Genomic DNA, 26,648 nt, shown 5'->3' with positions numbered 1-26,648 from the left:
AATCCTTAAAAACATCATTTCACATCCCTGAAATTAAGCCCAACAGCTACGGAGATTTGCTTCTGTCACGATTTTTGCCTATATTTTTAGACCAAAACTTCTGTTATGACAAAAAAATCTTACTCTCTGCTCTGCATTTTACCTATATTTTTTCTCAGCTGTAACGATAAAGAAAAAAATCAGGAACTTACCGATCGCGAAAATAAGCTTTTGGAAAAAGAAAAACTTTTTGCCACGAAAGAATCTGAATATCAATCTCTTTTAAAAATGAGAGACAGTATTTTCAGCAAAAAAGATTCTGTGGAAATCATTAAAAAATGGCCGGCAGAAGTTTTTGGCGCATGGACGGGCAAGGTGATCTGTACAGAATCATCGTGCAGCGACTATGTGATCGGCGACCAGAGAATTGATACATGGGAATTTGACAGTGATTCCATGCAGCTGTTTTCAAAAATTATCAACAATAACAAACTTGTGAGATTATACGCAGGGAAATTTGAAAATAACGAAGTAAAACTCAATTATAAAACAGATTCCACGGCAGAAAAAGCTGTGGAAATGAATGTTCTTCTGAATGAGTTTTCAGCCAATAAAATTCGCGGTCAGCGTACGGTAAATATCGATAACAAATGCATGGCGAAGTTTTCTGTAGAACTGACAAGAATCTCTAAATAAACACTTATGATTTTAAGCTTACACAATCTCAGCCTGCCTCTTGAGGATCCGGTTTTGAAATTCCTGATTGTTCTTATCATTATTCTGGCGGCTCCGCTTTTACTGAACAAAATTAAAGTTCCGCATCTTTTGGGATTAATTATCGCAGGTGCCGTGATTGGCCCCAATGGCTTTAACATTCTTGCCAGAGACAGCAGCATTGTAGTAACGGGAACTACCGGACTTCTTTACATTATGTTTCTCGCCGGTCTGGAAATCGACATGGGCGATTTCAAAAAAAACAAATGGAAAAGTCTCGGATATGGTGCATATGCATTTATTTTTCCGTTTATTCTTGGTTATATAGGATCATATTATATCCTGGGGTTTTCTGTAATGACATCGGTACTTTTTGCGAGTCTGTTCTCTTCCCAAACGCTCATTACCTATCCCCTAATCAGCAAGCTTGGTATAGCGAAAAACAGAGCTGTAAATATTACGGTTGGCGGAACTATGATTACTGACGTGGCCACCTTACTGGTTTTGGCCGTTGTCGTAGGAATGGTGCAGGGAGATGTGGGAACTTCTTTTTGGTTCAAACTCACAGGATCGTTTGTTATTTTTGGGATCATTGTGCTGATGGTTTTCCCTCTTATTGGAAGATGGTTTTTTAAAAAAGTAGACGACAAAATCTCTCAGTATATTTTTGTTTTGGTGATGATATATCTTGCCGCACTTTTGGCAGAGCTGGCTGGAGTAGAAGCTATTATCGGAGCTTTTTTTGCAGGTTTGGCATTAAACAGATTGATACCACATACATCCTCTTTGATGAACCGTGTGGAATTTGTCGGAAACGCCATATTCATTCCATTTTTCCTGATAAGTGTCGGTATGCTGATAGATTTTAAAGTTTTCTTCAACAGTTTTGAGACCCTCAAGGTTGCGGGTATAATGCTAACGGCATCAATAGGAGGAAAATATATATCGGCAGTTTTTGCACAAAAAACATTTCGTTTTACAAAAGATGAAGCCGTTCTTGTCTTCGGACTAAGTTCGGCTTCCGCTGCAGCAACTTTAGCTACGGTAATGGTTGGCTACAACATCATTATTTCGGAAAGCGAAACCGGTGAACCGATCAGGCTTCTGAACGAACATGTCTTAAATGGCAGCATTCTCCTTATTTTAATTTCCTGCACCATATCATCATTCGTTTCGATGGCAAGCGGTGAAAAAATAGCAGCAAGAGAAAACGAAGAAACTATCACAGGAAATAACCACGAAGAGGAAAATATTCTTTTAGCTTTAAATTACGAGAAAACCGTTGAAAGAATGGTGAACATGGGAATTTTGATAAAAGCTCATTCCAACACCAAAGATTTTTTTGCTCTGAATGTTATCAACGAAGATAAAAATGAATCTTCTGTAAAAAATGCTGAGAAACTTTTACATCAGGCAACCGACACAGCGGCAGCAGCGGATGTGAATCTTCAGGCATTAAAAAGATATGACAACGACGTGATTAATGGTGTAAACAACGTGATTAAAGAACAGAAAATCACCGATTTACTCATCGGTCTTGAAGATGATAAAGGATTTTCTGCTTCATTTTCACATAATCTTTACAACGGTTATCTGAAGAATGACGACGTTAATATTCTGGTTTACCATGCAGCACAGCCACTTTCGACCATTAAAAAATACGCTGTTATCATTCCTGAAAACGCTCACAAAGAAGCCGGATTTTTCCACGCGCTCGTTCGAGTGTGGAATATTGCGAGAAATTCCGGTGCGACCGTGGTGTTTTATGCAAAAGAAAATATTCTCGATATATTGCAGAAAATAGTAAAGAAAGCCAACATCGAAGCAGAATTTGTCATCATGAACAGCTGGGAAAATGCTGAAGAAGCGGCTTCCAAAATTAAGGAAAATGAAGGTCTTATTATTTTTATGGCAAAACACGGAATGCAGTCTTATCATCCAAGAATGCGTATGATCCCAGAACTTCTGAACAAAAGCATGCTGGATCATAATTATTTACTGATTTTCCCTTACTCAGAACACAAAGAAAACAATGTAGAAAGGCGCTCAGTAGGTAATCACGATGATTTTATGGAAATTGGGAATGTGATTATGAAGATATTTAAATAATTTCTTGAAAAATATAATTTTAATTGTTTAAGGAGATTTTTCCGGAATGAGTTCTGACAGTTTCTCCTTTAAATTTTCGGCCCTAAAACGCCCTTCGTGATAGTAACTCAAATTCTGATTTTCATCTAAAATAATCCATAACGGATAAACAGGCTGGTTTTTATTTTTAGATAAAGCCAAAACCAGCTCATGAATTCCGGAGTTTCCATTAGGCAAATAATTAAATTCTTTTCCCTGAAAAATAATTTTTTCCTTCATTTTTTCAGCTTCTAAATTGATGAAATGAAAATTTGCGTTGATGGTTTTTACTAAAACTTTGTCTTTATTTAAACTGAAAGCTTCGATTTTACAGATGGAGCACCATTGGGTGTAGATGTGAATAATAATCGGTTTCGGATTTACTTTTTGTTGCGCTTCCAACTCTGCAAACGAAATCGATTTTATTTGTGAGAAATAAAATTGTGGAATTAATATTATTAAAAACAGAATATTTTTCATTGTAAAATATTGAACCGTTTAGTGCTATAAGTTGCCAAGTTTTTTAGGAAATATCCCATATATTCAAGATCATAATGCTATAAATTTACCATCGATTATTTCAAATTATATTTCACACCCAAAAACCCTCTGATTCTCTGCATTGGCGCATAACCGTAGGTTGTATCGAAAGTATAACGGTTCGGATTATTGATCGGATCATTCACATTATTATCAAACGGATCAAATGGTCGCAATAACGGATCTTTCGGCGTAAAATTGAATAAATTTTTCACACCGCAGTACACTTCAAACCCAGATTCAAAACTCTTTGACACCTGAATGTTCGCCAGAGAATACAGCGGAGAATATTCCGGTCGGTAATCGTTAGGCAAAACAGGCAACCGCATCGGGCCGTAAAACTGTCCGGTAAAATCGATGGCAAGATTGTTCTTAAATTTGTAAGTCAAATTGTATGTTCCACTCCATTTCGGGGCATGCAGCTGGCGGGATTTTTCTCTCTCATTATCAAATTTCTGATAAACATCGAGATAAGTGACCCCAAGATTGACAGTCAGAGGAAAATTAAAACTGAAATCCACATTCACCGATGCACCCCGGGAAATTCCGTAACCATTCAGATTATCGTAAATAATTTTATCAGGTTCAGAATCAAAATCACCGACGATTTTATTGCTGAAATAAGTGTAAAATGCAGATGCATCCACATTTATTAAACGATCACCTGCTGGAATTTTCCAGACATAATTTAAATTTGCATTAATGGATTTTTCCGGTTTTAAATCAGCCTGAATCACCACTTTACGCGAGCCAGTCAAAGCCGCATGATCTTCGGTAAACAAATTCACCACTCGGAAACCAGTTCCAAAATTAAATCTGAAAGTATGATATGGATTTGGAGAAAATTTCCACGCAAAACGCGGTGAATGCACAGCATGGTGGATTTTATCGTAATCAAAACGGTAACCCAGCAAGACCGTATTTTTTTCATTAATCTCCCATTGATCCTGAACAAACGCTCCAAAAATCGGTGACTTCATCGGCTGATTGGTCACTTCATCCGAACCTAATGTTCCGGGAGTATTATCATCATAAAATGTTTTTTTGAAAGTAAGACCTAAAATCAAATCATGATTTCCTAGCTTTTTGTCCCAATACGTTTGGGCAAATGCAACTTTTTGCAACGCTTCATAAGGCGTATTTCCGTAAAATGAATTCTGGTCGTGGTAATTATAAGAAAACTGTGCGAAAATCTGTTCTTTCAAAGGCAACTGATACATCCCGAAAGCCTCTACCCTGTTCGTATAAATACTTTCTCCGTAGACTTCGTCGCCTCCACGGTGCGATTTATTCCACTGCATTTCTCCGCCGAAACGGTCTTCATACAGGTATCTCAAGGCAAAACTTGCCATTCGGTTTTCTTTCCTTTTAAAATTCCATTTATTAAAAAGAGAAATTCTGTTCTGAAGCGCAGCATCCGTGAAATTATCTTTATTCTGATCTATTTTTTCATTAAAACTGAAATAATTAAGACTTAACAAAGAAGCCGCATTTTTGCCAACAATAAATTTTGTAGAAAGATCCACATTATTTTCCACCCATGTCGTTGTCATCAGATTGACACTCAATTTTGGAGCAGTTAAGGCATTTTTTGTGATAATATTAATGACGCCACCCATCGCTTCAGAACCGTACAGCGATGAAGCAGGGCCTTTTACAACCTCAATTCTTTCAATCAGACTGTTGGGAATTCCACTTAAACCGTAAACTGTGGAGAGCGAACTGACAATCGGCATTCCGTCAATCAAAATCATTGTGTATGGCCCTTCCAGACCGTTGATGTGAATATCTCCCGTGTTACAAACTGAACAGTTGAGCTGTGGCTGAACTCCGTTGACCATTGCAATCGCTTCAAAAACACTCGGCGTAGGATTTTTCTGAAAAAATTTCTGACTGTAAATTTCCACATTCACCGGGCTTTTAGATTTGCTTACCGGTTTTATCGTTCCCGTAATTACCACATCGTCAATATCACTTATCCTTTCCTTTTTTACAGGAATTTTTACGGAATCAGATTTTTTATTAAAATCTAAACTATCCGTTTCCTGAGAGAAACAGAAACCCGGAAAAAGTATAGCAGAAAAGAATATTCGCTTCATGAAATTAAAATTGTTAGACAAAACTAACAATTATTTTTAGAACAGCAAAACTATTTTTTAATTAACCACAAAAGTCACAAAAGCCTTCGTTTATTTAAAGTTCTCCAACTTTGAAAACAGAAGTTTAAAAAAGCTGGGTGTAATTATTCTAAATGTTTTGAACTTATCAACAGCACTCGTCAAAACTTAATTTCTGGCATTAACTTTTGTGGTTAAAATAACACAGCTTAACTGGATGTAATTATTTTCAAACCTTTTTTGAACTTATCAACAACATTCATTAAACTTAATCTTAAGCATTCAACTATTGTGACTTTTGTGGTTTAAAAATCTTTGCACACAATTCATTAAAAAATATTAAATTTGAGAGTCAACATATAAAAGTAAAATGAGATATCATCATTCGGGAAATATCCCACAAAAAAGGCATACAGTTTTCAAATCTCCGGAAGATAAATTCTACTACGAGCAGCTTTTCGGGACGGAAGGTTTTCATGGGATTTCGTCTCTGCTCTATCATATTCACCGTCCGACGCAAATCAAATCAATCGGCGAAGCAAAAGACGTGACTCCAAAGATCGCGGTTGACAAAAACGTGACGCCAAGAATGTTTAAAGGAATGAATGTGACTTCTGAAGACGATTTTATGGACAGCCGAAAGTTTCTGATGGTGAACAATGACCTGAAAATGGGATTGTCGAAGCCAAGGAAATCGATGGATTACTTCTACAAAAACGCTGAATGTGACGAACTTTTATACGTTCATAACGGAAGCGGAACCTTGAAAACTTTTGTCGGAAATCTTGAATTTTCATTTGGTGATTATTTAATTATTCCCAGAGGTACGATTTATCAGGTGGAGCTAAATTCTGATGACACTGTATTTTTTGTGGTGGAAAGTCACTCTCCAATTTATACTCCGAAGCGTTACAGAAACGAATTCGGGCAGCTTTTGGAACATTCTCCGTTTTGCGAAAGAGACATCATCGCACCGACTTTTGTAGAACCGAAGGACGAAAAGGGAGAATTTTTGATTAAAGTAAAAAAAGAAAATCAGATCACCGATTTCATCTACGCAACGCATCCGTTCGATGTTGTGGGTTGGGACGGTTATTTTTATCCTTATAAATTCAATATCAAAAACTTCGAGCCGATTACGGGAAGAATTCACCAACCACCGCCAGTACACCAGACTTTTGAGGCACACAATTTTGTGGTTTGTTCGTTCTGTGCAAGAATGTACGATTACCATCCGTTGGCAATTCCGGCTCCTTACAATCACTCGAACATTGACTCTGATGAAGTTTTATTCTACACCGAAGGCGATTTCATGAGCAGAAACCACATCGATTTAATGGACTTCACTTTGCACCCAGGCGGAGTCGTGCACGGACCTCATCCAGGAGCGATGGAACGAAGTATCGGGAAAAAATTCACTGAAGAATATGCTGTTATGGTTGACCCGTTTAGACCTTTAAAAATTACGGAAGAAGCGATGAAAGTTGAAGATCCTTCTTATAAAACTTCGTGGCTGGAAAGTGAGGATCATAGTTTGGAGGACAGATCGCAGGAATAGTCTTGCTTTTGGCGAATGGCTTATGGCTTTTTGCTGTAAATGTGATACATGATAAAAGGATTGAATGTGAAAGTTCAGTCCTTTTTGTTTTTTAAATTCAATAAAACATGACAAATATCTTCACTTTTAAAAGACAACATTTAGACTTATTCTAAACAATAAGACTTATCTTTAGAATATTAAAGTAAGCGATAAAAAATTTCAATATGTATAATTATATCAGTGCAGAAGAAGCTGTTTATACCATTAAAAGCGGCAACCGTGTGTTTTTTCATGGAAGTGCGTGTACTCCAAATCATTTGATTGATGAGCTGGCAAGGCAATCTCACCGTTTGGACAATGTGGAAATGGTTTCCATTACCCAACAGGGAAATGTGGAAATCGCAAAACCTGAATACAAGGATAAATTTTTTGTGAATTCACTTTTTGTTTCAACGCCGGTGCGTGATGCAGTCAATTCTGACCGCGGAGATTTTGTTCCGGTTTTTTTAAGTGAAATTCCAATCTTATTCAGAAAAAATATTTTACCGTTGGATGTTGCTTTAATTACCGTTTCACCTCCTGATAAACATGGTTTTTGTACATTGGGAACCTCTGTAGATGTTGCCAGAGCAGCCGTCGATACTGCAAAAATCATTGTTGCCATTGTAAATCCTCTGATGCCAAGAACGCATGGCGACGGAATGCTTCACATCAGCAAAATCCATAAATTGGTCTGGCATGAAGAAGAACTTCCAACTGTAGATTACGGCGCAAAAGTAGGACCTGATGAAATGCTGGTCGGAAAAAATGTTGCAGAACTTATCGATGACAGATCGACTTTACAAATGGGAATCGGAACTATCCCTGATGCGGTCTTAAAGTGTCTGGGAAACCACAAAGACTTAGGTGTTCACACTGAAATGTTGAGTGACGGAGTGATTGATTTAATTCAAAATGACGTCATCAATAATAAGTACAAAGGCTACAACGACAATAAAACCATTACAAGTTTCTGTTTCGGGACGAGAAAATTATACGATTACGTAGACGACAACACGGTTTTCTCTTTCGATGATCTAAGCACGGTCAATTTCCCTATTAATATTATGAGAAATCATAAAATGGTCGCCATTAATTCTGCCATTGAAATCGATTTGACCGGACAAGTCTGTGCAGATTCTATAGGAACAATGCAGTACAGCGGCATCGGCGGACAGATGGATTTTATGCGTGGAGCCGCGCTAAGTGACGATGGAAAACCAATTATTGCCATCACTTCAAGAACGAAAAGAGGAGTCTCCAGAATAGTACCTTTCCTGAAACAGGGAGCCGGAGTTGTGACGACCAGAGGTCACATTCACTGGGTGGTTACAGAATATGGAAGCGTTTATCTGTACGGAAAAAACCTCAGACAGCGAGCTCAGGAATTAATCAGTATTGCCCATCCCGATGACAGAGAAATGTTGGAGAGAGCGGCTTTTGAGAGATTTAAACATTAATTATAACATTTTATAATTTAATGAAAAAAATAATTTTTATCTGCTTAGTTTTAATAACTAGCTTTTTGAATGCTCAAAACTTAAAATTTAAGAATTTTAAAATTGCAGACTACGAAATTACAAGCGATGGAATTGTTGAAATTTCAACTCATTCTACAGTTGATAAGAAGGGAAATATAATTGTTTATTCAGACAGCTGGGATGGGAAAAATTTCTTTGAATATAAATTGAGCAATAGTGAAATTGAAAAGTTGAATTCTCTTACAGAACGAGACTTAGAAAAATTTGTAAAACAAAAAAAATTAAATGAAAATCAATTTTTTGCAGGGAAGAGAAAGTTTATCACTTTTGATTATAAAGGAAAAAACAGAAGCCTTTGTTTTATAGAACCATTTATGAATGAAGAATTTGCAGAAATTTTAAAATTACTTGGAAAGAATATTTACGGTCATGACGAGAATGCAAAAATTCCAATGATGTCAACTGATTTTGAAAAGACAAAGAAAGATATAATTAACAGAGAAAAAGTGGATAATTACTTACCTCAAAAAGCAATTATTAGACAAATTAAATAGTTAAATATACCTTTGCTAAATTAATTTGCGAAACCATATAAGAAGCTGTACATTATTATATGACTTTTCTGCTTAAAAAGAATCATAAATATTTTATTAAAACTTTAACTTACAGCTGTTTGTTTCAATTTTAACATTATCGCAGAATTTTGTAATTTGCAACATCAATAAAAGTAAAATACAGAAAATATGTCAACATTAACATTTGCCGAAAAAATTGCTCAGGCAGAGAACTTTTTGCCAATTAACGGTACAGATTATATCGAGTTTTATGTGGGGAATGCAAAGCAGGCAGCTCATTATTATAAGACAGCGTTCGGTTTTCAGTCGGTTGCGTATGCAGGTCCTGAAACAGGTGTGAGAGATCGTGCTTCTTATGTTCTTCAGCAGGGAAAAATCAGATTAATCCTTACGACAGGTTTAAAGTCTGACTCTCCAATCAGCGAGCATGTAAAAAAACACGGTGATGGTGTTAAAATTTTGGCACTTTGGGTTGATGATGCCTATTCAGCTTTTGAAGAAACGACTAAAAGAGGTGGAAAACCATATTTGGAACCTACAACTTTAACTGACGAATTTGGTGAAGTGAGAATGTCCGGAATTTACACTTACGGAGAAACCGTTCACATGTTCATCGAAAGAAAAAATTACACAGGTCCTTTCATGCCTGGCTACCAAAAATTGGAAAGCGATTACAAGCCTGAAGAAGCAGGATTACTGTACGTTGACCACTGTGTAGGAAATGTAGACTGGGACAGAATGATCCCAACTGTTGAATGGTACGAGAAAGTAATGGGGTTTGTAAACATTCTTTCTTTTGACGACAAACAGATCAACACAGAATATTCTGCTTTGATGTCTAAAGTAATGTCAAACGGAAACGGTTTTGCAAAATTCCCGATCAATGAGCCTGCGGAAGGTAAAAAGAAATCTCAGGTTGAAGAATATCTTGATTTCTACGAAGGAGAAGGTGTTCAGCATATTGCAGTAGCAACAAAAGACATTATTCACACTGTTACAGAATTGAAAAAAAGAGGTGTGGAATTTCTTTCAGCTCCACCGGAAGCTTATTACGATATGGTTCCTGAAAGAGTGGGTCACATCGACGAAGACATCAAAAAACTTCAGAGCTTAGGCATCCTGATTGACCATGATGAGGAAGGTTATTTACTTCAGATTTTTACTAAACCGGTAGAAGACCGTCCTACCCTATTCTTCGAAATCATTGAGAGACACGGGGCTCAGAGCTTTGGTGCCGGTAATTTCAAAGCGTTATTTGAAGCGTTGGAAAGAGAGCAGGAAAAAAGAGGGAATCTTTAATTTTTTTTAAACAATATACAGTTTTTTGTCAGGACAAACAATCCTGACAAAACTTTTTATAAACACAGGATTATGAACAAAATTTTCAGCGGATTAATGCTTATTGGGGCCAGTTTTTTTGCCAATGCTCAATACGGAAGCATCAATGCTATTCTTACAAAATTGGAGGAAAGAAAAGGCATTAAACAGAATTTAAGCGATGTCAATATCGATGATAAAAAATTTGTCTTGATTAAAGATTTTAAAGATCACACAGAAAGAAATTTCATTATTATCAAAGGCAAAAATGCCACATACGTGGAAATGTTTGATGATAAAGCAACCAACGAAAGTACCTCGAACGTATTTTCCGGTGACATTGTGAGAAGCAGAAAAAATATTGTTTCTTTAAGAGCCGATATGCTTGAAAACAAAAAAGTTCCGATTCCTGTTACTAAAACACTTTTGCTGACAAAGCTGGATGAAATTCTCTACCTAATCGACGTCAACAGCAAAGACCGTTGGATTGATGAAGCATCTTTTTCAAAAGCAAAATCTTCTAAAAAGTAGTTAAGCTGTTGGCAAATGGCTTTTATCTTTTGGCTTGCAGAACTATCCTGCTAATTTTTATTCAACACTAAAAACTTTCTAACAAAACATTTAACAAACTGCATAGAAATTTCAAAAAACGATCACACTTAAATTAGTGGAATTCGAAAAAATTTGTGCAATAAAAATTAAAAATCTTATGAAATCATTTGTAGAATATAATTCAGATTCAGACTTTTCGATACACAATATTCCTTTCGGAGTAGCGGTGTTTAACAAAGAATTCATCGCTTGCTGTACAAGAATCGGTGATCAGGTGATTGATCTGGCGACCTTGTATGACCTTGATTATTTTGAAAATATTAAAGGTCTTGAAGACAACGTTTTTGAAGCATACTCATTAAACGAATTTATCGAGCTTGAAAAACCTGTAACCAACGCCGTTCGTCTGAAACTTCAGGAATTACTTTTGGAAGGTTCAATCCTGTCAAAAGACGAAAAAACCATAGAAGCTGCTTTTTATGAGCTGGATCAGGTGAAAATGATGATGCCGGTTCACGTTCCGAACTATACAGATTTCTACAGCAGCATTGAGCACGCTACCAACGTTGGAAAAATGTTCAGAGATCCCGCCAACGCATTACTTCCAAACTGGAAACATCTTCCGGTAGGTTATCATGGTAGAGCTTCTTCAATTGTGGTTTCAGGAACTGAAATCAACCGTCCAAATGGTCAGACCAAACCTGCTGATGCAGAAAAGCCTGTTTTCGGACCATCAAAACAATTGGATTTTGAGCTTGAAATGGCGTTTATCCTGAACAAAAATACAGAAATGGGTGAAACTATTTCTACAAAAGATGCTGAAGATGCTATTTTCGGAATGGTGATTTTCAACGACTGGTCAGCTCGGGATATTCAGTCTTGGGAATATGTTCCGCTGGGACCGTTTTTGGCTAAAAATTTCGGTTCGTCAGTTTCTCCGTGGGTGGTTACTCTGGAAGCTTTAGAACAATTCAAAACCACTTCTCCTACTCAGGATCCCGAAGTTTTGGATTATTTAAAATTTGAAGGAGACAAAAATTACGACATCAATCTTGAAGTGTATTTACAGCCGGAAAACGGTGAAAAAAACCTCATTTCTGAAAGCAATTACAAACACATGTACTGGAATATGACCCAACAATTGGCTCATCAGACTGTTAACGGTTGCAACGTAGAAGTTGGCGATTTATATGCAAGCGGAACCATCTCAGGAAGCGACCCAAAATCTTTCGGTTCTATGCTTGAATTAACGTGGAGAGGGCAAAACCCGATCACATTAAGTAACGGCGAAGAAAGAAAATTCATCAACGACAACGATACGGTAACGATGAAAGCGTGGGCTGAAAAAAATGGCGTGAGAGTAGGTTTCGGGGAAGTTTCCGGTAAAATTGTGCCTGCTAAATAAATTTTCAACCACAAAAGTCACAAAAGTTTTTTCACATCTAAAGCTTGATGTTTTGTGAATAAAGTTCAAAAAAGCTGTACGTTAAATCATTGTATATAAAACCAGATGATAACACAATCTTATTTAACAGATCTGACCTATAAAATTAATGGAGCATGCATTGAAGTTCATAGAATTATGGGTCCAGGTTTACTTGAGAGTGTTTATCACCAATGTTTGATAGAGGAATTCAGCATAAGAAATATAATTTTTAAATCTGAATTAAGAATCCCAGTAATCTATAAAGGAAAAGAAATCAATTGTGGCTTTTCGTGCGATTTTCTTGTTGAAGACCAAATTGTTCTTGAAATAAAATCGGTTTCTTCATTAAATGAAATTCACAGAGCTCAGGTTTTAAACTACATTAATTTATTGCAAAAGCCCAAAGGTATTTTAGTCAATTTTAATGTAAAAAATTTATATCATTTAGGTCAAGAAACATTTGTAAACAAATATTATGACATGCTTTTTTGAACTTTAAAAATCACTAATTATAACACTCAAAACTTTTGTGACTTTTGTGGTAAAAACAGAAACTAAAGAATCTGCATTCACCTTTTTTGAACTTTAATAATCAATAATTATAACTCTAAAGATTTTTGTGACTTTTGTGGTTAAATAAAAAATTATGAAAACACTCACTCCATCCGAAATAACTCCCGTACAACTGCAAACAATAATGCAGACTGCAGTTTCGCCACGACCTATAGCATTGGCTTCTACGATTGATAAAGACGGAAACAGCAATTTATCACCTTTCAGCTTTTTCAATATGTTCAGTACGGTGCCGCCGATCTTGATTTTCTCTCCTTCGAGAAGAGTGAGGGACAATACGACGAAACATACCCTGGAAAATGTTCTGGAAGTTCCAGAAGTCGTGATTGGGACAGTCAATTTCCCAATTGTACAGCAGATTTCTCTGGCATCAACCGAATATGGAGACGGTGTAAATGAGTTTACAAAGTCGGGATTGACGATGAAGGATGCTGATTTGGTTCAGCCAAAATTGATTGAAGAATGTCCGGTCAATTTTGAATGTAAGGTTTTGGAAGTAAAATCTTTGGGCGACCAAGGCGGTGCGGGAAATCTTGTGATTTGTGAGGTTCAGAAAATCCACATCAGAGAAGAATATCTGAATGAGGAAGGAAATCTCGATCAGGCAAAACTGGATATGGTAGCCCGTTTGGGTGGAAATTTTTATTCAAGAAATAATGAAAACAGCCTTTTTGAAGTTCCGAAACCTTTGGTAACGAAAGGAATTGGTTTTGACCTTCTCCCCGATTCCATCAAACTCAGCAAAGTCTTTACAGGAAACGATTTGGGAATGCTGGCGAATGTAGAAGTTTTACCTTCAGAAAATTGTCATGATGATGAAAATATTCATCTGGAAGCTCAGAAATTTTTGCTTTATAGTAAGATTGATGAGGCCTGGAAGGTTTTAATAAGATAAAAATTTTTACTTATAAAAAACTCCTGAAGAAAAATCTTCGGGAGTTTTTATATTATTTCTTCATATATATTTCAAAAAAGTTGTAATCAACCTCGTAAATAATTTTAGGTTTTAATCCTAATTCTACTTTTTCAAATAGTTCTACCAGCTTTTTTCCATCAATTAATTCAATTGGAGGTGCCCCATCTCTTGAAGCTTCCCTTTTTGCCTCTTCAGAAAAAGTTCCAGTTGTTAAAATAATACCCTTATCAGCTCTTCCAATCATAGCATTTCTAAAATCGCCAATTTGAGCTCTTGATACGGTGCCTTTGTACCTTTTACATTGGAAGAGAACTTTCATACTTACAAAAGGATTTAGCTCTAAAGTTCCATAGCCATCTATTCCTCCATCGTGAGATGCTTGTGTTACACATACATTTTCAAATCCATGCTCCCTCAATAGTCTCTTACAAATATGTTCAAAACCAGTTGGAGTTACCGATTGTAGAACTTCAAGCAGACTTGGTGTAATTTCATGTTCTAATTCCTCAGGCTCTTCCTCTTCTTGAATATTAACTATTTTTGTTGGAGAAGATTTTTCTTTTTTTGCTTTTTGATGAATTTCAACCCATTTTAAGAAGAGTTTTCTTGAATCATCTAATGTTAAAGATGTAATTTGTCCTTTTGAAGTTAATGTCCATACACCCTTTTTCGAGTTATCCAATAATCCTTCCCATACCAAATATTGTCTTGCCCAAGCAACTTGATTATCGAATCTTAAAATTCCTGATTTCATAATCTCCTCTCGAATAGAATCGGAAACTTTTTCTTTTTTAGCGATTTCTTCAACAACCTCTTTTGGTCTTGCTGAACCACCTAATTCACGAAGAGCGTCTAATAGAGGACCAAACCATTTGGTGAACGTTGCTTGTTTTGATTTCTTTTTTATTTCTGTCATTACATCTTCTTTTAAAAAACTCCAAAATCAAAAGAATTTGGAGTTTTAAATGTATAAAATAAACTCCTATTTCAAAGGAATATTCGCTAAAATATCCTTCGTAAAACTCCAGAATTTCTGGGTTGAAGAAATATTGGCTTTTTCGTCCGGCGAGTGGGCTCCTCTGATGGTAGGGCCGTAGCTAACCATTTCCATTTCGGGATAATTGGCGCCGATAATTCCGCATTCCAAACCGGCGTGACATGCGACAACGTGTGGTTTTTCGGTGAATTTTTCGGTGTAGATTTTTTCCATCATCTGAACGATCTCAGAACCTGGTTTTGGTTTCCAGCCAGGATATGATCCGCTGAATTCTACATTCATTCCTGCCAGTTCGGCAACAGATTTCAACTGTTCGGCAACTGAATCTTTAGATGAATCTACGGATGATCTTGAAAGGTTTAAAATCTTCAGACCACCTTCCTTCAACTCAACTCTTGCGACGTTGTTTGATGATTCCACCAAATCCTGAACGTCAGGGCTCATTCTGTAAACGCCATTGTGCAGCGATTTCAAGACCAAAATAATCTTCTTTGAATCTTCCTGAGAAAGTGCTTTGTCTGAACTTGTAGAATTTTCGATATTGATCTGAAGTCCGGCTTCGATGGAAGCGAATTCTTCTAAAATTTCTTTTTTAATTCCTTCGGTTACATTATCGATAAACTCAGCTGAATTTCTAACAGAAACCAAAGCAACAGCCTCTCTCGGAATCGCATTTCTCAGACTTCCACCATCGATAGAAATCAACTGTATATTTTCGTTGGTTAAACCTTTGTAAAGAATTCTTCCCAAAATAACATTGGCATTCCCAAAACCTTTGTGAATATCCATCCCTGAATGTCCACCCTGCAGACCTTTCACTTCTATTCTTACGATCTGTCCGCTTGCGGCTTCTGTCGGGTAGTTTTGATAAATGGTAACGTCAATTCCACCGGCGCAGCCAATGTCGATTTCATCGTCTTCTTCAGTATCTAAATTTAAGAGGATCTGTCCGGTCAATTGTCCCGGCTTTAAACCTAAAGCTCCGGTCATTCCCGTTTCTTCATCGATGGTAAATAAAGCTTCCAAATCAGGATGTGGAATGTCTGAACTTTCCAAAACCGACATAATCGTTGCCACACCCAATCCATTGTCAGCGCCTAAAGTTGTACCTTTTGCTTTTACCCAGTCGCCATCAACTTCCATTTGAATTCCCTGAGTTTCAAAATCGAAGTTCACATCGTTGTTTTTCTGACAAACCATATCCAAATGCGACTGCATTACGATAGATTTACGGTTTTCCATTCCAGGAGTGGCCGGTTTTTTAATAATGACATTTCCAACTTCATCAACAGTAGTTTCCAAGCCTAAATTTTCGCCGAATTCTTTGATGAAGGCGATTACTTTTTCTTCTTTTTTAGACGGTCTCGGAACAGCATTAAATTTGGAAAAATTCTTCCAGATAATCTGCGGTTCTATGTTTGATAGTTCCATAAAATTTATTTTTATCAAAATTACGGATAAAAAAAATGCTCCCGAAATTCAGGAGCAGTAATTTTTTCAATGATGGATGCGGGGTGTTAGGTGCTGGATGTTAAAAGCTAGAAGCTAATCGCCAGTTGCCAACAGCCATTTAACAACCACACTCCCCATAAATAGGAATAACTGTTTTCGTTCCGTCAGGCTTTTCAATGGTTAAAGTTCCGTCAAAAAGCATGGCTTCTTCAGATTTCAGTTTTTTACCTTTTACAGAAATCTTGTAATTTTCATTTTCAATTTCTTTGGTTAAAACATCATCAACTTCCATATCACTTGACGAAATCAGGGGCAAAGCAAGACGCTTTCCGTCAATTTTCATGTAGGCTAAAGTTCCGGCATTGTCTGCGTAAATATAATTTTCGTTTTCAAAATCTTTCTTGCTGCGTGCAAAATAGCAGGAACACTCCTTGATTTCCGTTGGAAAAGGAAAAGCTTCCACCGAAATTGCTGCATTGGGTTTTTCAATGATAGAATCTTTCTTTAAAACCTGCGTACTGTCTGAACTTTTGTCTGTGGGAGTTTGAGTTTCTTTTTTGCAGGCTGTCAGTAAAAGTGCAGTTGCGAAAACAAAAATATATTTCATTTGAAGTAGTTATTAAAAAAAAATGTAGGCCAGAAGCCAGTTGCCAGAAGCTAAAACCTTGTTATCCTCTTGCTCTTTCCAGCAAAATCATCATCAGTAAAGAAAGAATCACCAAACTTTCGTCATCATCATCAATATCGATCACTCTGTCGAGCTGAAATCTTCTTCCAAACATTGACGGCATTTTTTTCAGCTTGAAATATTCTTTGCCGTCAATACCTCTCACAGTGTAGGTAGGATTCAGGAAATATCCTGTAAATAGGCCTACTACAGGAATTTCGCCCACCATTCCGTCTAAAAACTTCACCCAGGCATTGTCTTCAGTGATGGTAAATTTCTGTTTGTCGCCAAAATCAAGTACATCGTAGCTCGATTTCCAGATTGAACGCATGCCCTTTCTTGCCAGTCTTCCGAAACTTTTGCCTGTGGCAATTTCAGTCATAGAATAAGATGCATTAAAATCAATCCATTGGTTGGCCTTAATTCTGAAAAGCTCTTTTGTCTTACTTTCATCATTAAAAACAATCACATCTTCTTTCAGTTTAAACATTTTCTGACGAACGTATGCCACCGCATTTCCGTTTTTGTCTGTAATGTTGAAATCGCTCGCCAGCGTGGATAATTTGAATTTAAAATCCAGCGGATAATTGAGGTTGTTAAGTGCCATAATTTTTTTTCTGTTTATTGTTTGAAGTTCAAAGATAAAGTTTTTTAATGAAGAGAAATAAAAAACGGAACTAGTTTTAGACCCATCAAATTAATATTTCTTAACAGAAAACCTTATTTTTGTATTATGGATTATCCTAGTAAAGTTTTGGCGAAAGCAGTTGATGAAATTTCCGGATTGCCGGGGATTGGGAAAAAAACAGCTTTGCGTTTAGCCCTCCATCTTTTGAAACAGCCGAATTCCAGGGCAACAGGTTTGGGCACCTCAATCATCAATCTGGTGAATGAAATTAAATACTGTAAAGAATGTCATAACTTCTCTGATTATGATGTTTGTGAGATCTGCAGCAGCCAAAAGCGTAATGGTGAGATTATCTGCATCGTAGAAGATGTACGTGACGTTATTGCGATAGAAAATACCGGAAAATACACCGGAAAATATCTGATTTTAGGAGGAAAAATTTCCCCCATTGAAGGCATGGGACCTCATCATCTGAATATTCCTAGTATTGAAAAAAAGATTAGTGACGGTGGCGTTTCTGAATTTATTTTTGCACTGAGTGCAACGATGGAAGGCGATACAACAGCGTATTACATTTATAAAAAGTTTAAAAATTCTGAGGTGAAATTCTCAAGCATTGCAAGAGGAATTTCTGTGGGAGATGAACTGGAGTATGCCGATGAAATTTCTCTCGGAAGATCGATTATCAACAGACTTCCGTATAACGAAAAAGATTAATTTGCTGTGAAATTATCCTTTATCATTGTTAATTACAACGTCACTCAACTTCTCAGAAACTGTCTGGTTTCTATTGAAAAATACACAGAAAATATTGATTATGAAGTAATTGTAATCGACAACAAATCAACTGACAGCTCGTGGGGAGATTTGATTCCGGAGTTTCCGGAAGTGCATTTTATCGCTTCGGAAAATAATGAAGGTTTTGCAAAAGCCAATAATAAAGCGGTGAAAACTGCCCGAGGAGAATATATTTTACTTTTAAATCCCGATACCGAACTGGAAGGTTTTTATTTAAATGAAATTTTAAATTTTGCTGATTCTAAAAATGATTTCGGATGCCTCGGCGTAAGAATGCACGATGCCCACGGAAACTTTCTGCCTGAAAGCAAAAGAGCCGTTCCGGATATGTTTAATTCTTTTGAAAAACTATTTACAGGTTTTAAAAAGAACAATTCAAAATCATATTACCGGAATGATATTAATGAGTTTGATGTTGCTGAAGTAGAAGTCATTACCGGCGCATTTTTCCTGTGCAAAAAAGAAGTTTACGAAAATTCCGGAGGTCTTGATGAAAGGTATTTTATGTACGGAGAAGATGTGGATTTGTGCTATACTTTTCTCCAAAAAAGATTTAAAAATTATTATTACGGAAAAGCATCCATCCTTCATCACAAAGGCGAAAGCACGATAAAAGATGAAGTTTATCTAGAACGATTTTACGGGGCAATGCAGATTTTTATTGATAAATATTATAAAATTCAAAAGCCGTTACAGTACTCATTTTTAAAAGCCGGATTGAAATTGAGGCATAAAATTGAGCAGATTAAACTTAAATAAGCCAAGCAAAAATATTTTCAATATTTTTTAATACTTATATCAAAACGATTTCTGATTAACTTGAAAATATTTTTCATTCTCACTCACATTTAATATAAGTTTCGGCTGAAGCCATAAAGAATATATTTCTTAAAAAATAGGCTTCCTTCGGCAAGCTCAGGATAACATGCCCATTCCTATTGATATTTCAATTATTTTTATCGGATCACACCAATATTAGCTAAAACAAAAAAGCAACTCCGAAATGAAGTTGCTTTAATTTTATATAAATTTTTAAGATTATTTTGCTGGAGTTACCGGAGCTGTTTGTGCCGGAGCACCTTGAGATGCCGGAGCTGATCCTTGAGATGCCGGAGCTTCTTTCGATGTAGGAAGAGCCGGAGCTTTTGCAGTTGGCTTTCCTGTAATTACAACGCTTACCAAAATCAAAATGATGATTACCGCACCCAAAGTCCAGGTTGCTTTTTCCATAAAATCATTGGTTCTCTGTACGCCAAACTGTGCAGATGAAGCACCTCCGAAAGTACTTGAAAGGCCTCCTCCTTTAGGGTTCTGTGCCATGATAACGATTACCAATAAAACGCTGGCAATCATAATAAGAACCATCAATAGTATAAATATAGTCTCCATTAATTTTGATATCTTTTTGAATGGGCAAATTTAATCTTTTTTTGGCGAACGGCAAAATAAAGATTTCCTTTAAAATAAAAAACGGCAACAAAAGTTGCCGTTCAGATTAATTATGTTGATTATTATTTGAAATCAGCATCTTTGGCCTGGTTTACTTCGATAGATTTTACTTCCATCGTCATATCCATTCCCATTTGGTTTACCGTTATGGTGTAAGGCATTTTCACACCTGCTACATCTTTGTAATTTGAAAACAAGGTTGGAATTGTCATTTCCTGACCCTGTGCTTTTACAGTTTTAGTCTCACCTGTTTTAAGACCAGACTTCACACTGTAATAATAAGTGGTGTCGCCACCTTTAATGACGTAAGAATCTTCACCATTAATTTTCTCGATACCTGCAACTTTCATATCTGCAGATTTTGTGAAACCTAATTCCTCAAAAAGTTCCGTATTTTTTGTTCTTTCAGCAATTTCTTCTTTAGTCATAGGAACTTTTTGTCCCTGCTGTTCAGAGAAACCTGTTTTACCGTCGAAAACCTGCTTTTGCAGCACCATTTCACCCATTTTCACAAGGGTAAGTTCTTTGCCACCCTGAGCTTTAACAGTTTTAATATCAATAGTCTGCCCTTGCATAGACATTGAAGCGTTCATTCCGTAAGAGTTTACTTTTGCAAGATTTGCCTTACCTCCGATTGCGGTGATGTATTTGTCTGCTACAGAAGCTACCGTTACGCTGGCATCTGCTTTCTGAGCAACCGGTTTTCCTACAGGATTAGCATTTGCATCATAATATTTTACAGGGTAACCCAGTTTTTCTAAACCTTCAGAGATATCAGAAGCTTTACCGGCGATAAAAATTCTGCTCTGGTTAGGATAAACTGTTGTCTTAACCGCGTTTGATACATCCGCTGCAGTTACTTTATCGATAGATTTTAAATAATTGGTATAGAAATCTGCCGGAAGATCATTCACTTTTTGATTTACAGCAAATCTGGCGATGGTTGCAGGCTGCTCAAGAGACATGATGAAACTTCCTTTCAGTTTTGCTTTGGCGTTTGCCAATTCATCAGCTTTAACGGTAGAAATCCCGTTGATTTCGTTCATGAATTCTTTAACCGCTTTATCTGTAACTTCATTTCTTACGCTCGCATCCGCCGAAAATTCAGGAGAATATTTGCTTGCGCTCATATTTGAGTAGGCTCCGTAGGTGAAACCGTTTTTCTCACGCAGATTCATGAAAAGTCTTGCTTCACCGCCGCCACCAAGAATATAATTGGCGATTGTTGCCGGGAAATAATTGGCATCTTTCATTTTCAGGCTGTTGATATTTCCTACAGAAACTACAGACTGCACTGCTGTAGGAACGTCAACCACATTGATTTCAGTTTTAGTAACGTTTGCTGCAGGCTCAAGAGGCGCAAAGGTAGTGTTGGCTTTCTTCCAGTTTGAAAAAGCTTTTTCAACCATTGGTTTCACTTTATCAAACTTCACATCTCCTACAATTACCAGATAAGCATTGTCTGGAGCGTAATATTTTTTGTACGTATTCTGTACATCAGCCAGCTGAATTTTGTTGATTGATTCTACCGTTTCAAACTCACCTCTTGCTGTGTTTTTTCCGTAAACCAAAGCGTTGGAAACTCTTGAAGCAATAGATGAAGCATTTTTTTCTTCACTTTTAAGAGCTTCTACTGATCTTTCCTTAGATTTCTGAATTTCGTCTGCAGAAAATTTCGGATTAATAACGGCATCTGCCATTAAAGTTAAAACTTCCGGAAAATATTTTGAAAGAGAATTGGAAGAAGCGCCTCCTGAATTGAAGCCTAAATTAGCCCCAAGGAAATCTATTCTTTTATTGAATTCGTCTTTGCTTAAGGTCGTTGTCCCATTGCCCAGCTGGTCTGCCATGATTTCGCTTACTCCGGTTACAGGCCCTTCATAGTAAGGCTGTCTGTCCATAGAAAGGCTCATGTTTACTCTTGGTAGCTTGTTGTTTTCCACCACCATCACAGTTAAACCGTTTTTCAGCTGGAAAGTTTTGGGCTGAGCAATGTTGATGGTAGGCGTAGGCCCCGCTTTCGGCATTGCATTAAGGTCAATTTTTTGTGCAGAAAGCATTCCTGAGAATAAAAATGCTGCTGCTATATATGTTAATTGCTTTTTCATTTGTAAAAATTTAAAGGATATAATAATTTAAAAACTGGATATTTCTAAATAATTATTTTTTTTCAGGTACGTAATTAATGATTACTCTTTGGTTAGAATTCAGATACTTTTTGGCAGCATTCTGCAAATCCTGTTTTGTGATCGATCTGTAGATATCAATTTCTTTATTGATTAAATTGGTATCTCCCATCAACACATGGTTTGTAGCCAATGAAGCTGCAATCCCCTGAATACTTGAATTTGAATTTACAAACTGATTTTCAAACTTATTCTGAAGTTTTTGGTAATCTTCCTGAGAAATTAAAGTCGTCTGAAGTTTTTTGATTTCAGCATCGATGTCTGTCTGCAAAGTTTTTCTTTCTGTAGTTCCCATTGGGATAGCAAAAAACCCGAACACTCCGTAATCTTCCATTCCAAGGTTAAAAGCCTGTACTTCTAAAGCTTTTTTCTCCTGGTCCACTAATTTTTTGTACAGAATAGAAGATTTTCCGCTGCTCAGATAAGACGAAAGCATATTTAAGATATACGAATCTTTTTCTTTATTGGAAGGGCTTCTGTAAGCGAAGATATACGCAGGTAGCTGAATATTAGGATCTGTAACCGTTTTTTCTGTTTCCTGAGTGATAGGAGATTCTTTCGGGAAGTTTTTAGGAGTCACTGTCCCTTTAGGTAAACCGCCATAATATTCCTGAATCCACTTTTTAGTCTGCTCTGGCTTGATATCTCCTGCCACTACCAGGGTAGCATTGTTCGGAACATAGAATTTCTTGTAAAAATCTCTGAACTCCTGTAATTTAGCTGCATTCAGATCGTCGATAGAACCAATTACTGAGCCGCTGTAAGGGTGGTTGGTAAAAAGATTCTGCTGAATAGCATTCATCAGATTTCCGTAAGGCTGATTGTCCATTCTCAGTCTTTTCTCTTCTTTCACCACCTCTCTCTGAGTGTCTACACCAATCTGGTTGATCTCAGCGTGACGAAGTCTTTCGGCTTCCATCCAAAGACCCAGCTGCTCGTTGTTTGACGGGAAAGTTTCGTAGTAATACGTTCTGTCCATCGTTGTGTTGGCATTATTCTGTCCTCCGTTTGAAGATACAATCTTAAACCAGTCTCCTCTTTTAATATTTGGCGTTCCTTCAAACAAAAGGTGTTCGAAAAAGTGTGCAAAACCAGTTCTGCCTTTTGTCTCATCTTTACCACCAACATGGTACATAACCCCCGTGGTAACTACCGGTGCAGAATTATCCTGATGAAGAATTACGTGCAAACCGTTTGGTAAATCATACTCTTCGAATTTGATTTGTTGTGCATTCAGCATTACTCCAAAAAAAGCAGCCGCTGCAGCACTAAGAAGTCGTTTTTTCATAAATAGAAATTGTTTTGTCAATTGGTGGTAAATTTACTTTAAATGTTACAGAAAGAGAATATTTTTTAATGAAATAAAAGTATATTTATCTTCATTATATTAAAAAAAAATCATGAAACCACTACGCGCCTCTGCTCTGCTGTTTTTTTGGTCAACTTTGTTTTTGAGTCAACGACTTAGTGATTCGACCAGATGCGAAAATCTTCAGAAGAAGGATTCTGCAGATTATTTTCAGATGAAAAAGGAATCACGGGGAGTAAATTATGACAGACTTTCAGAAAAAATCATATCAGATATTGACAGCACAGAGTTAACACAGCCTAGCCTAGTGGTTGAAATAAGGGATTATTATATGTTGAAAAAACCTATTTTTAATATGGAACCCTGCAAATGCTGTTTTGAGCAACTGGCAGCAAATCCTGTTTACAATGATACTAATTTTTGGACTCCGAAAAACATTAAAAAGATTGTCAAAAAATTTAAAATAAATGTGATTCCGCAAAATGCCACTTTCGGATATTTCTTTTACGAAAAAGCTTCAGATGGAGAAAAATCGAAACTGAAAAAGATATACAGAAAATCAAAAAGACAAAAATCGGGAATTTATAAAGACAGATCGCCGGATCAACAGCAGTTTTATTATTACCCTTTTAACAGTAAAGAAAACATTACACTCATAGATCAGTATCCCAATATCAATTTTACCACACTCCGTTTATACATCAGAAATGAAGTTGGAAATAAAGTTTCTGTAGAATATCGCTATGACGTAGACAATATGTCCAGGAAATCTGTAGTCAAACTTTATCAGTACAAAAACGGCGACTGGAAAGATATTACCCGACAGGAATATGGCCACGATTAAATTGCTTTAAGCCTTTTGCATTCCCACCCCAAAATCCTACCTTTGTAGTCCTAATTTTTTTGCTGTATGGAGGATTATCTGAAAGGACTGAATGAATCACAATTTGAAGCCGTTACCACACTCGACGGACCGCTGATGGTGCTTGCCGGAGCAGGTTCGGGAAAGACGCGTGTACTTACCATGCGTATCGCCCATCTGATCACAAACGGCGTCGATCCTTTCAATATTCTTGCGTTGACCTTTACGAACAAAGCAGCAAAGGAAATGAAGGAGCGTATTGCAAAAGTGGTCGGACAAAGCAATGCGAGAAGCCTTTGGATGGGAACTTTTCACTCAGTTTTTGCCAGAATTCTGAGAAGTGAAGCGCATTATCTGGGCTATCCTTCCAACTTCACGATTTATGATCAGCAGGATGCCCTGAATGTCATCAGAAAAGTGTTGAAAGACATGAATATCGATGCAGATTTATACAAACCCAAAAAAGTTCAGTCCAGAATATCCAATTATAAAAATAATCTCATCACTGTAAAAGCCTATTTCAACAATCCCGAATTGATGGAAGCCGATGAAAAGGCGAATATGAAACACATCGGTCAGATTTATCAGCGTTACGTCGATCAATGCTACAAAAACGGGTCGATGGATTTTGATGATTTATTGCTGAAAACCAACGAATTGCTGACAAGATTTCCGGAAGTTTTGGCAAAATATCAGGACAGATTTAGGTATATTCTGGTAGATGAGTATCAGGATACGAACCACTCTCAGTATTTGATTGTGAAAGCTTTAGCCTCAAAATTTGAAAACATTTGTGTGGTGGGAGACGATGCACAGTCGATTTACTCTTTCCGTGGTGCGAATATTTACAATATTTTAAATTTCAAAAAAGATTATCCCGAAGCCGTAACGGTTTCTCTGGAACAAAATTACCGTTCCACCCAAAACATCGTGAATGCCGCAAATGTCGTGATTTCTAAAAACCTTCAGCAGTTCAAGAAAAATGTTTTCAGTGAAAACGAAGAAGGCGAAAAAATAAAAATCTACCGTTCCCTTTCAGATGCTGACGAAGCCAATTTCGTTGCCGGAAACATCTGGGAACTTAGAAATACTGAACAGAAAATGTTCCGTGATTTTGCGATATTATACAGAACGAATTCACAGACGAGAGCGTTTGAAGATGCTTTAAGAAGAAAAAACATTCCTTACAAGGTGTATGGCGGACTTTCATTTTATCAAAGAAAAGAAGTAAAAGATTTAATTGGATACCTGCGTCTTTTGGTGAATGAAAATGATTCTGAAGCGTTGATGAGAGTCATTAATTATCCTACCAGAGGAATTGGTGAAACGACTCAGAACAGATTAATTGTCTTCGCAGATGCTCAAAACATTCCAGTTTCAGCAGTTTTAGACAATCTCGGAATGTATGCACCGCAGTTGAAATTTAACAACGGTGTTTTAACAAAACTGAGCGACTTTTGGGCGATGATTAAAGCATTTCAGGTTTTACTTAAAACAGAAACAGCGTACAGCGTCGCCATGGAAGTGGCTAAGCGAAGTGGTTTGATTAAATTTTTAAAAGATGATCAGACTCCTGAAGGCATTTCCCGCGTAGAAAACGTTCAGGAATTGATGAACTCGATGCAGGGTTTCATTGAAGAGCAACAGCAGATTGAAGACGGTGACCCAAGTTTGCCCAATTTCCTCGAAAATATAGCACTTTCCGCAGATACTCAGAAAAAAGACAATGATGAAGACGATATGGTTTCTTTAATGACCATTCACCTTTCAAAAGGTCTTGAATTTCCCGTCGTGCATTTGGTTGGTCTGGAAGAAAATCTATTCCCGAGTTTTATGAGTTCGGCAACCAGAGAAGATCTGGAAGAAGAAAGACGTTTGTTTTACGTTGCCCTTACCAGAGCCGAAAAACAGGCATTTTTCTCTTACGCCATCTCAAGATTTCAATGGGGGAAAATTACCGATGCCGAACCTTCAAGATTCTTAAGTGAGATCGACAGTGAATATCTGGAATTCCTAAATCCTGCTATTGAGAAGCGATTTATTAACAATTCCGGTGTGACCTCCAATATTTTTGATGAGCATCCTTCTGAGATCAGAAGTTTCAAAAAAGTAGAAAAGAAAACAATTTCTAAAACGGAAAACGACAAACCGATTGCCGAACCAAGAAAGCTAAAACCTGTTGCTACTGCAAAAATCATCAATCCAAGCGGCGCCTCTTCGCAGGATATTGAAGTGGGCGACAAGGTGAGACACGACCGTTTCGGGATTGGAGAAGTTGCATTTTTAGACGGAACTGATCCTCAGAATATCAAAGCAAAAGTAGTTTTCCTGCACGAAGGCGAAAAGAATTTGATTTTGAAATATGCTAAGCTGACGAAGATTTAGATTAAATTTTAAGAGTAGA

General features: G+C 36.9%; 23 protein-coding genes. 14 read left to right on the top strand and 9 right to left on the bottom strand.

The genetic code is table 11. From position 1 onward, the window contains the following. The first annotated feature begins 105 nt into the window (after positions 1–105). Together ASG31_RS03960 and ASG31_RS03955 are read left to right on the top strand one after the other, a co-directional pair. Positions 106–675, top strand: a complete 570-nt coding sequence (locus tag ASG31_RS03960) for a hypothetical protein (RefSeq protein ID WP_056028236.1) — start codon at positions 106–108, stop codon at positions 673–675. A 6-nt stretch (positions 676–681) separates the two neighbouring features. Next, positions 682–2,802 carry a cation:proton antiporter gene (locus tag ASG31_RS03955; RefSeq protein ID WP_056028233.1) on the top strand — a complete coding sequence of 707 codons (2,121 nt, stop codon included), beginning with the start codon at positions 682–684 and terminating at the stop codon, positions 2,800–2,802. 27 nt (positions 2,803–2,829) lie between these two features. Here the strand turns inward: ASG31_RS03955 and ASG31_RS03950 are convergent, their stop codons facing one another. Further along, the gene (locus tag ASG31_RS03950) at positions 2,830–3,300 is read right to left on the bottom strand and encodes a hypothetical protein (protein ID WP_056028230.1); all 471 of its coding nucleotides are present in this window, start codon (positions 3,298–3,300) and stop codon (positions 2,830–2,832) included. Positions 3,301–3,395: 95 nt separating this feature from the next. Continuing rightward, positions 3,396–5,459, bottom strand: coding sequence for a TonB-dependent receptor plug domain-containing protein (locus ASG31_RS03945; RefSeq protein WP_056028227.1), 2,064 nt, complete (start codon positions 5,457–5,459; stop codon positions 3,396–3,398). Positions 5,460–5,847: 388 nt separating this feature from the next. Here ASG31_RS03945 and ASG31_RS03940 point away from each other — a divergent pair, with 388 nt between their 5' ends. From ASG31_RS03940 to ASG31_RS03905, 8 genes are all read left to right on the top strand, one after another. After that, entirely contained in the window at positions 5,848–7,035 is a 1,188-nt protein-coding gene (locus ASG31_RS03940; protein ID WP_056028222.1) for a homogentisate 1,2-dioxygenase, read from the top strand. Between the two features lie 206 nt (positions 7,036–7,241). After that, positions 7,242–8,516 carry an acetyl-CoA hydrolase/transferase family protein gene (locus tag ASG31_RS03935; protein ID WP_056028219.1) on the top strand — a complete coding sequence of 425 codons (1,275 nt, stop codon included), beginning with the start codon at positions 7,242–7,244 and terminating at the stop codon, positions 8,514–8,516. Positions 8,517–8,536: 20 nt separating this feature from the next. Beyond that, complete coding sequence (locus tag ASG31_RS03930; protein WP_056028216.1) at positions 8,537–9,091, top strand: hypothetical protein; 555 nt, start codon at positions 8,537–8,539, stop codon at positions 9,089–9,091. A 189-nt stretch (positions 9,092–9,280) separates the two neighbouring features. After that, positions 9,281–10,411 carry a 4-hydroxyphenylpyruvate dioxygenase gene (hppD, locus tag ASG31_RS03925; RefSeq protein ID WP_056028213.1) on the top strand — a complete coding sequence of 377 codons (1,131 nt, stop codon included), beginning with the start codon at positions 9,281–9,283 and terminating at the stop codon, positions 10,409–10,411. 72 nt (positions 10,412–10,483) lie between these two features. Then, complete coding sequence (locus tag ASG31_RS03920; protein WP_056028210.1) at positions 10,484–10,960, top strand: hypothetical protein; 477 nt, start codon at positions 10,484–10,486, stop codon at positions 10,958–10,960. Positions 10,961–11,138: 178 nt separating this feature from the next. Then, positions 11,139–12,386, top strand: a complete 1,248-nt coding sequence (fahA, locus tag ASG31_RS03915; protein WP_056028208.1) for a fumarylacetoacetase — start codon at positions 11,139–11,141, stop codon at positions 12,384–12,386. 105 nt (positions 12,387–12,491) lie between these two features. Then, entirely contained in the window at positions 12,492–12,899 is a 408-nt protein-coding gene (locus ASG31_RS03910; RefSeq protein WP_056028205.1) for a GxxExxY protein, read from the top strand. Between the two features lie 154 nt (positions 12,900–13,053). Beyond that, entirely contained in the window at positions 13,054–13,875 is an 822-nt protein-coding gene (locus ASG31_RS03905) for a flavin reductase family protein (RefSeq protein ID WP_056028202.1), read from the top strand. 52 nt (positions 13,876–13,927) lie between these two features. Here the strand turns inward: ASG31_RS03905 and ASG31_RS03900 are convergent, their stop codons facing one another. The 4 genes from ASG31_RS03900 to ASG31_RS03885 form a co-directional block, all read right to left on the bottom strand. After that, entirely contained in the window at positions 13,928–14,812 is an 885-nt protein-coding gene (locus ASG31_RS03900) for a restriction endonuclease (RefSeq protein WP_056028199.1), read from the bottom strand. Positions 14,813–14,878: 66 nt separating this feature from the next. Continuing rightward, on the bottom strand, positions 14,879–16,324 hold the full coding sequence (locus ASG31_RS03895; RefSeq protein ID WP_056028196.1) for an aminoacyl-histidine dipeptidase: 1,446 nt from the start codon (positions 16,322–16,324) through the stop codon (positions 14,879–14,881). 139 nt (positions 16,325–16,463) lie between these two features. After that, entirely contained in the window at positions 16,464–16,952 is a 489-nt protein-coding gene (locus tag ASG31_RS03890) for a hypothetical protein (protein ID WP_056028193.1), read from the bottom strand. Between the two features lie 61 nt (positions 16,953–17,013). Then, positions 17,014–17,619, bottom strand: a complete 606-nt coding sequence (locus tag ASG31_RS03885) for a hypothetical protein (RefSeq protein ID WP_056028189.1) — start codon at positions 17,617–17,619, stop codon at positions 17,014–17,016. A gap of 126 nt (positions 17,620–17,745) precedes the next feature. On the opposite strand from ASG31_RS03885, the gene recR reads away from it, so the two are divergent. Beyond that, positions 17,746–18,357: a recombination mediator RecR gene (gene recR / locus ASG31_RS03880; RefSeq protein ID WP_056028186.1), complete on the top strand. Its 612-nt coding sequence runs from the start codon at positions 17,746–17,748 to the stop codon at positions 18,355–18,357. A gap of 6 nt (positions 18,358–18,363) precedes the next feature. After that, entirely contained in the window at positions 18,364–19,197 is an 834-nt protein-coding gene (locus ASG31_RS03875; protein WP_056028183.1) for a glycosyltransferase family 2 protein, read from the top strand. A 279-nt stretch (positions 19,198–19,476) separates the two neighbouring features. Here the strand turns inward: ASG31_RS03875 and secG are convergent, their stop codons facing one another. The 3 genes from secG to ASG31_RS03860 form a co-directional block, all read right to left on the bottom strand. Beyond that, positions 19,477–19,827 carry a preprotein translocase subunit SecG gene (secG, locus tag ASG31_RS03870; protein ID WP_056028180.1) on the bottom strand — a complete coding sequence of 117 codons (351 nt, stop codon included), beginning with the start codon at positions 19,825–19,827 and terminating at the stop codon, positions 19,477–19,479. 122 nt (positions 19,828–19,949) lie between these two features. Continuing rightward, on the bottom strand, positions 19,950–21,995 hold the full coding sequence (locus tag ASG31_RS03865; protein WP_056028177.1) for an insulinase family protein: 2,046 nt from the start codon (positions 21,993–21,995) through the stop codon (positions 19,950–19,952). Positions 21,996–22,047: 52 nt separating this feature from the next. Continuing rightward, positions 22,048–23,361: a M16 family metallopeptidase gene (locus tag ASG31_RS03860; RefSeq protein WP_056028174.1), complete on the bottom strand. Its 1,314-nt coding sequence runs from the start codon at positions 23,359–23,361 to the stop codon at positions 22,048–22,050. Positions 23,362–23,473: 112 nt separating this feature from the next. Between ASG31_RS03860 and ASG31_RS03855 the strand changes: the two genes are divergently transcribed. Both ASG31_RS03855 and ASG31_RS03850 read left to right on the top strand, forming a co-directional pair. Beyond that, positions 23,474–24,226, top strand: a complete 753-nt coding sequence (locus ASG31_RS03855; RefSeq protein WP_131725490.1) for a hypothetical protein — start codon at positions 23,474–23,476, stop codon at positions 24,224–24,226. Positions 24,227–24,292: 66 nt separating this feature from the next. Further along, positions 24,293–26,629: an ATP-dependent helicase gene (locus ASG31_RS03850; protein WP_056028168.1), complete on the top strand. Its 2,337-nt coding sequence runs from the start codon at positions 24,293–24,295 to the stop codon at positions 26,627–26,629. Positions 26,630–26,648 lie beyond the last annotated feature (19 nt).

This window comes from Chryseobacterium sp. Leaf404 (assembly GCF_001424145.1).
In the GTDB taxonomy this organism is placed as follows: domain Bacteria; phylum Bacteroidota; class Bacteroidia; order Flavobacteriales; family Weeksellaceae; genus Chryseobacterium.
The sequence above is the reverse complement of the archived record's forward strand: the minus strand, read 5'-3'. Positions and strand labels throughout refer to the sequence as shown.

Bases quoted from the DNA above. Each gene is read 5' to 3' on its own strand.
- ASG31_RS03960 (WP_056028236.1), top strand. From the start codon at position 106: ATGACAAAAAAATCTTACTCTCTGCTCTGCATTTTACCTATATTTTTT.
- ASG31_RS03955 (WP_056028233.1), top strand. From the start codon at position 682: ATGATTTTAAGCTTACACAATCTCAGCCTGCCTCTTGAGGATCCGGTT.
- ASG31_RS03950 (WP_056028230.1), bottom strand. From the start codon at position 3,300: ATGAAAAATATTCTGTTTTTAATAATATTAATTCCACAATTTTATTTC.
- ASG31_RS03945 (WP_056028227.1), bottom strand. From the start codon at position 5,459: ATGAAGCGAATATTCTTTTCTGCTATACTTTTTCCGGGTTTCTGTTTC.
- ASG31_RS03940 (WP_056028222.1), top strand. From the start codon at position 5,848: ATGAGATATCATCATTCGGGAAATATCCCACAAAAAAGGCATACAGTT.
- ASG31_RS03935 (WP_056028219.1), top strand. From the start codon at position 7,242: ATGTATAATTATATCAGTGCAGAAGAAGCTGTTTATACCATTAAAAGC.
- ASG31_RS03930 (WP_056028216.1), top strand. From the start codon at position 8,537: ATGAAAAAAATAATTTTTATCTGCTTAGTTTTAATAACTAGCTTTTTG.
- hppD (WP_056028213.1), top strand. From the start codon at position 9,281: ATGTCAACATTAACATTTGCCGAAAAAATTGCTCAGGCAGAGAACTTT.
- ASG31_RS03920 (WP_056028210.1), top strand. From the start codon at position 10,484: ATGAACAAAATTTTCAGCGGATTAATGCTTATTGGGGCCAGTTTTTTT.
- fahA (WP_056028208.1), top strand. From the start codon at position 11,139: ATGAAATCATTTGTAGAATATAATTCAGATTCAGACTTTTCGATACAC.
- ASG31_RS03910 (WP_056028205.1), top strand. From the start codon at position 12,492: ATGATAACACAATCTTATTTAACAGATCTGACCTATAAAATTAATGGA.
- ASG31_RS03905 (WP_056028202.1), top strand. From the start codon at position 13,054: ATGAAAACACTCACTCCATCCGAAATAACTCCCGTACAACTGCAAACA.
- ASG31_RS03900 (WP_056028199.1), bottom strand. From the start codon at position 14,812: ATGACAGAAATAAAAAAGAAATCAAAACAAGCAACGTTCACCAAATGG.
- ASG31_RS03895 (WP_056028196.1), bottom strand. From the start codon at position 16,324: ATGGAACTATCAAACATAGAACCGCAGATTATCTGGAAGAATTTTTCC.
- ASG31_RS03890 (WP_056028193.1), bottom strand. From the start codon at position 16,952: ATGAAATATATTTTTGTTTTCGCAACTGCACTTTTACTGACAGCCTGC.
- ASG31_RS03885 (WP_056028189.1), bottom strand. From the start codon at position 17,619: ATGGCACTTAACAACCTCAATTATCCGCTGGATTTTAAATTCAAATTA.
- recR (WP_056028186.1), top strand. From the start codon at position 17,746: ATGGATTATCCTAGTAAAGTTTTGGCGAAAGCAGTTGATGAAATTTCC.
- secG (WP_056028180.1), bottom strand. From the start codon at position 19,827: ATGGAGACTATATTTATACTATTGATGGTTCTTATTATGATTGCCAGC.
- ASG31_RS03865 (WP_056028177.1), bottom strand. From the start codon at position 21,995: ATGAAAAAGCAATTAACATATATAGCAGCAGCATTTTTATTCTCAGGA.
- ASG31_RS03860 (WP_056028174.1), bottom strand. From the start codon at position 23,361: ATGAAAAAACGACTTCTTAGTGCTGCAGCGGCTGCTTTTTTTGGAGTA.
- ASG31_RS03855 (WP_131725490.1), top strand. From the start codon at position 23,474: ATGAAACCACTACGCGCCTCTGCTCTGCTGTTTTTTTGGTCAACTTTG.
- ASG31_RS03850 (WP_056028168.1), top strand. From the start codon at position 24,293: ATGGAGGATTATCTGAAAGGACTGAATGAATCACAATTTGAAGCCGTT.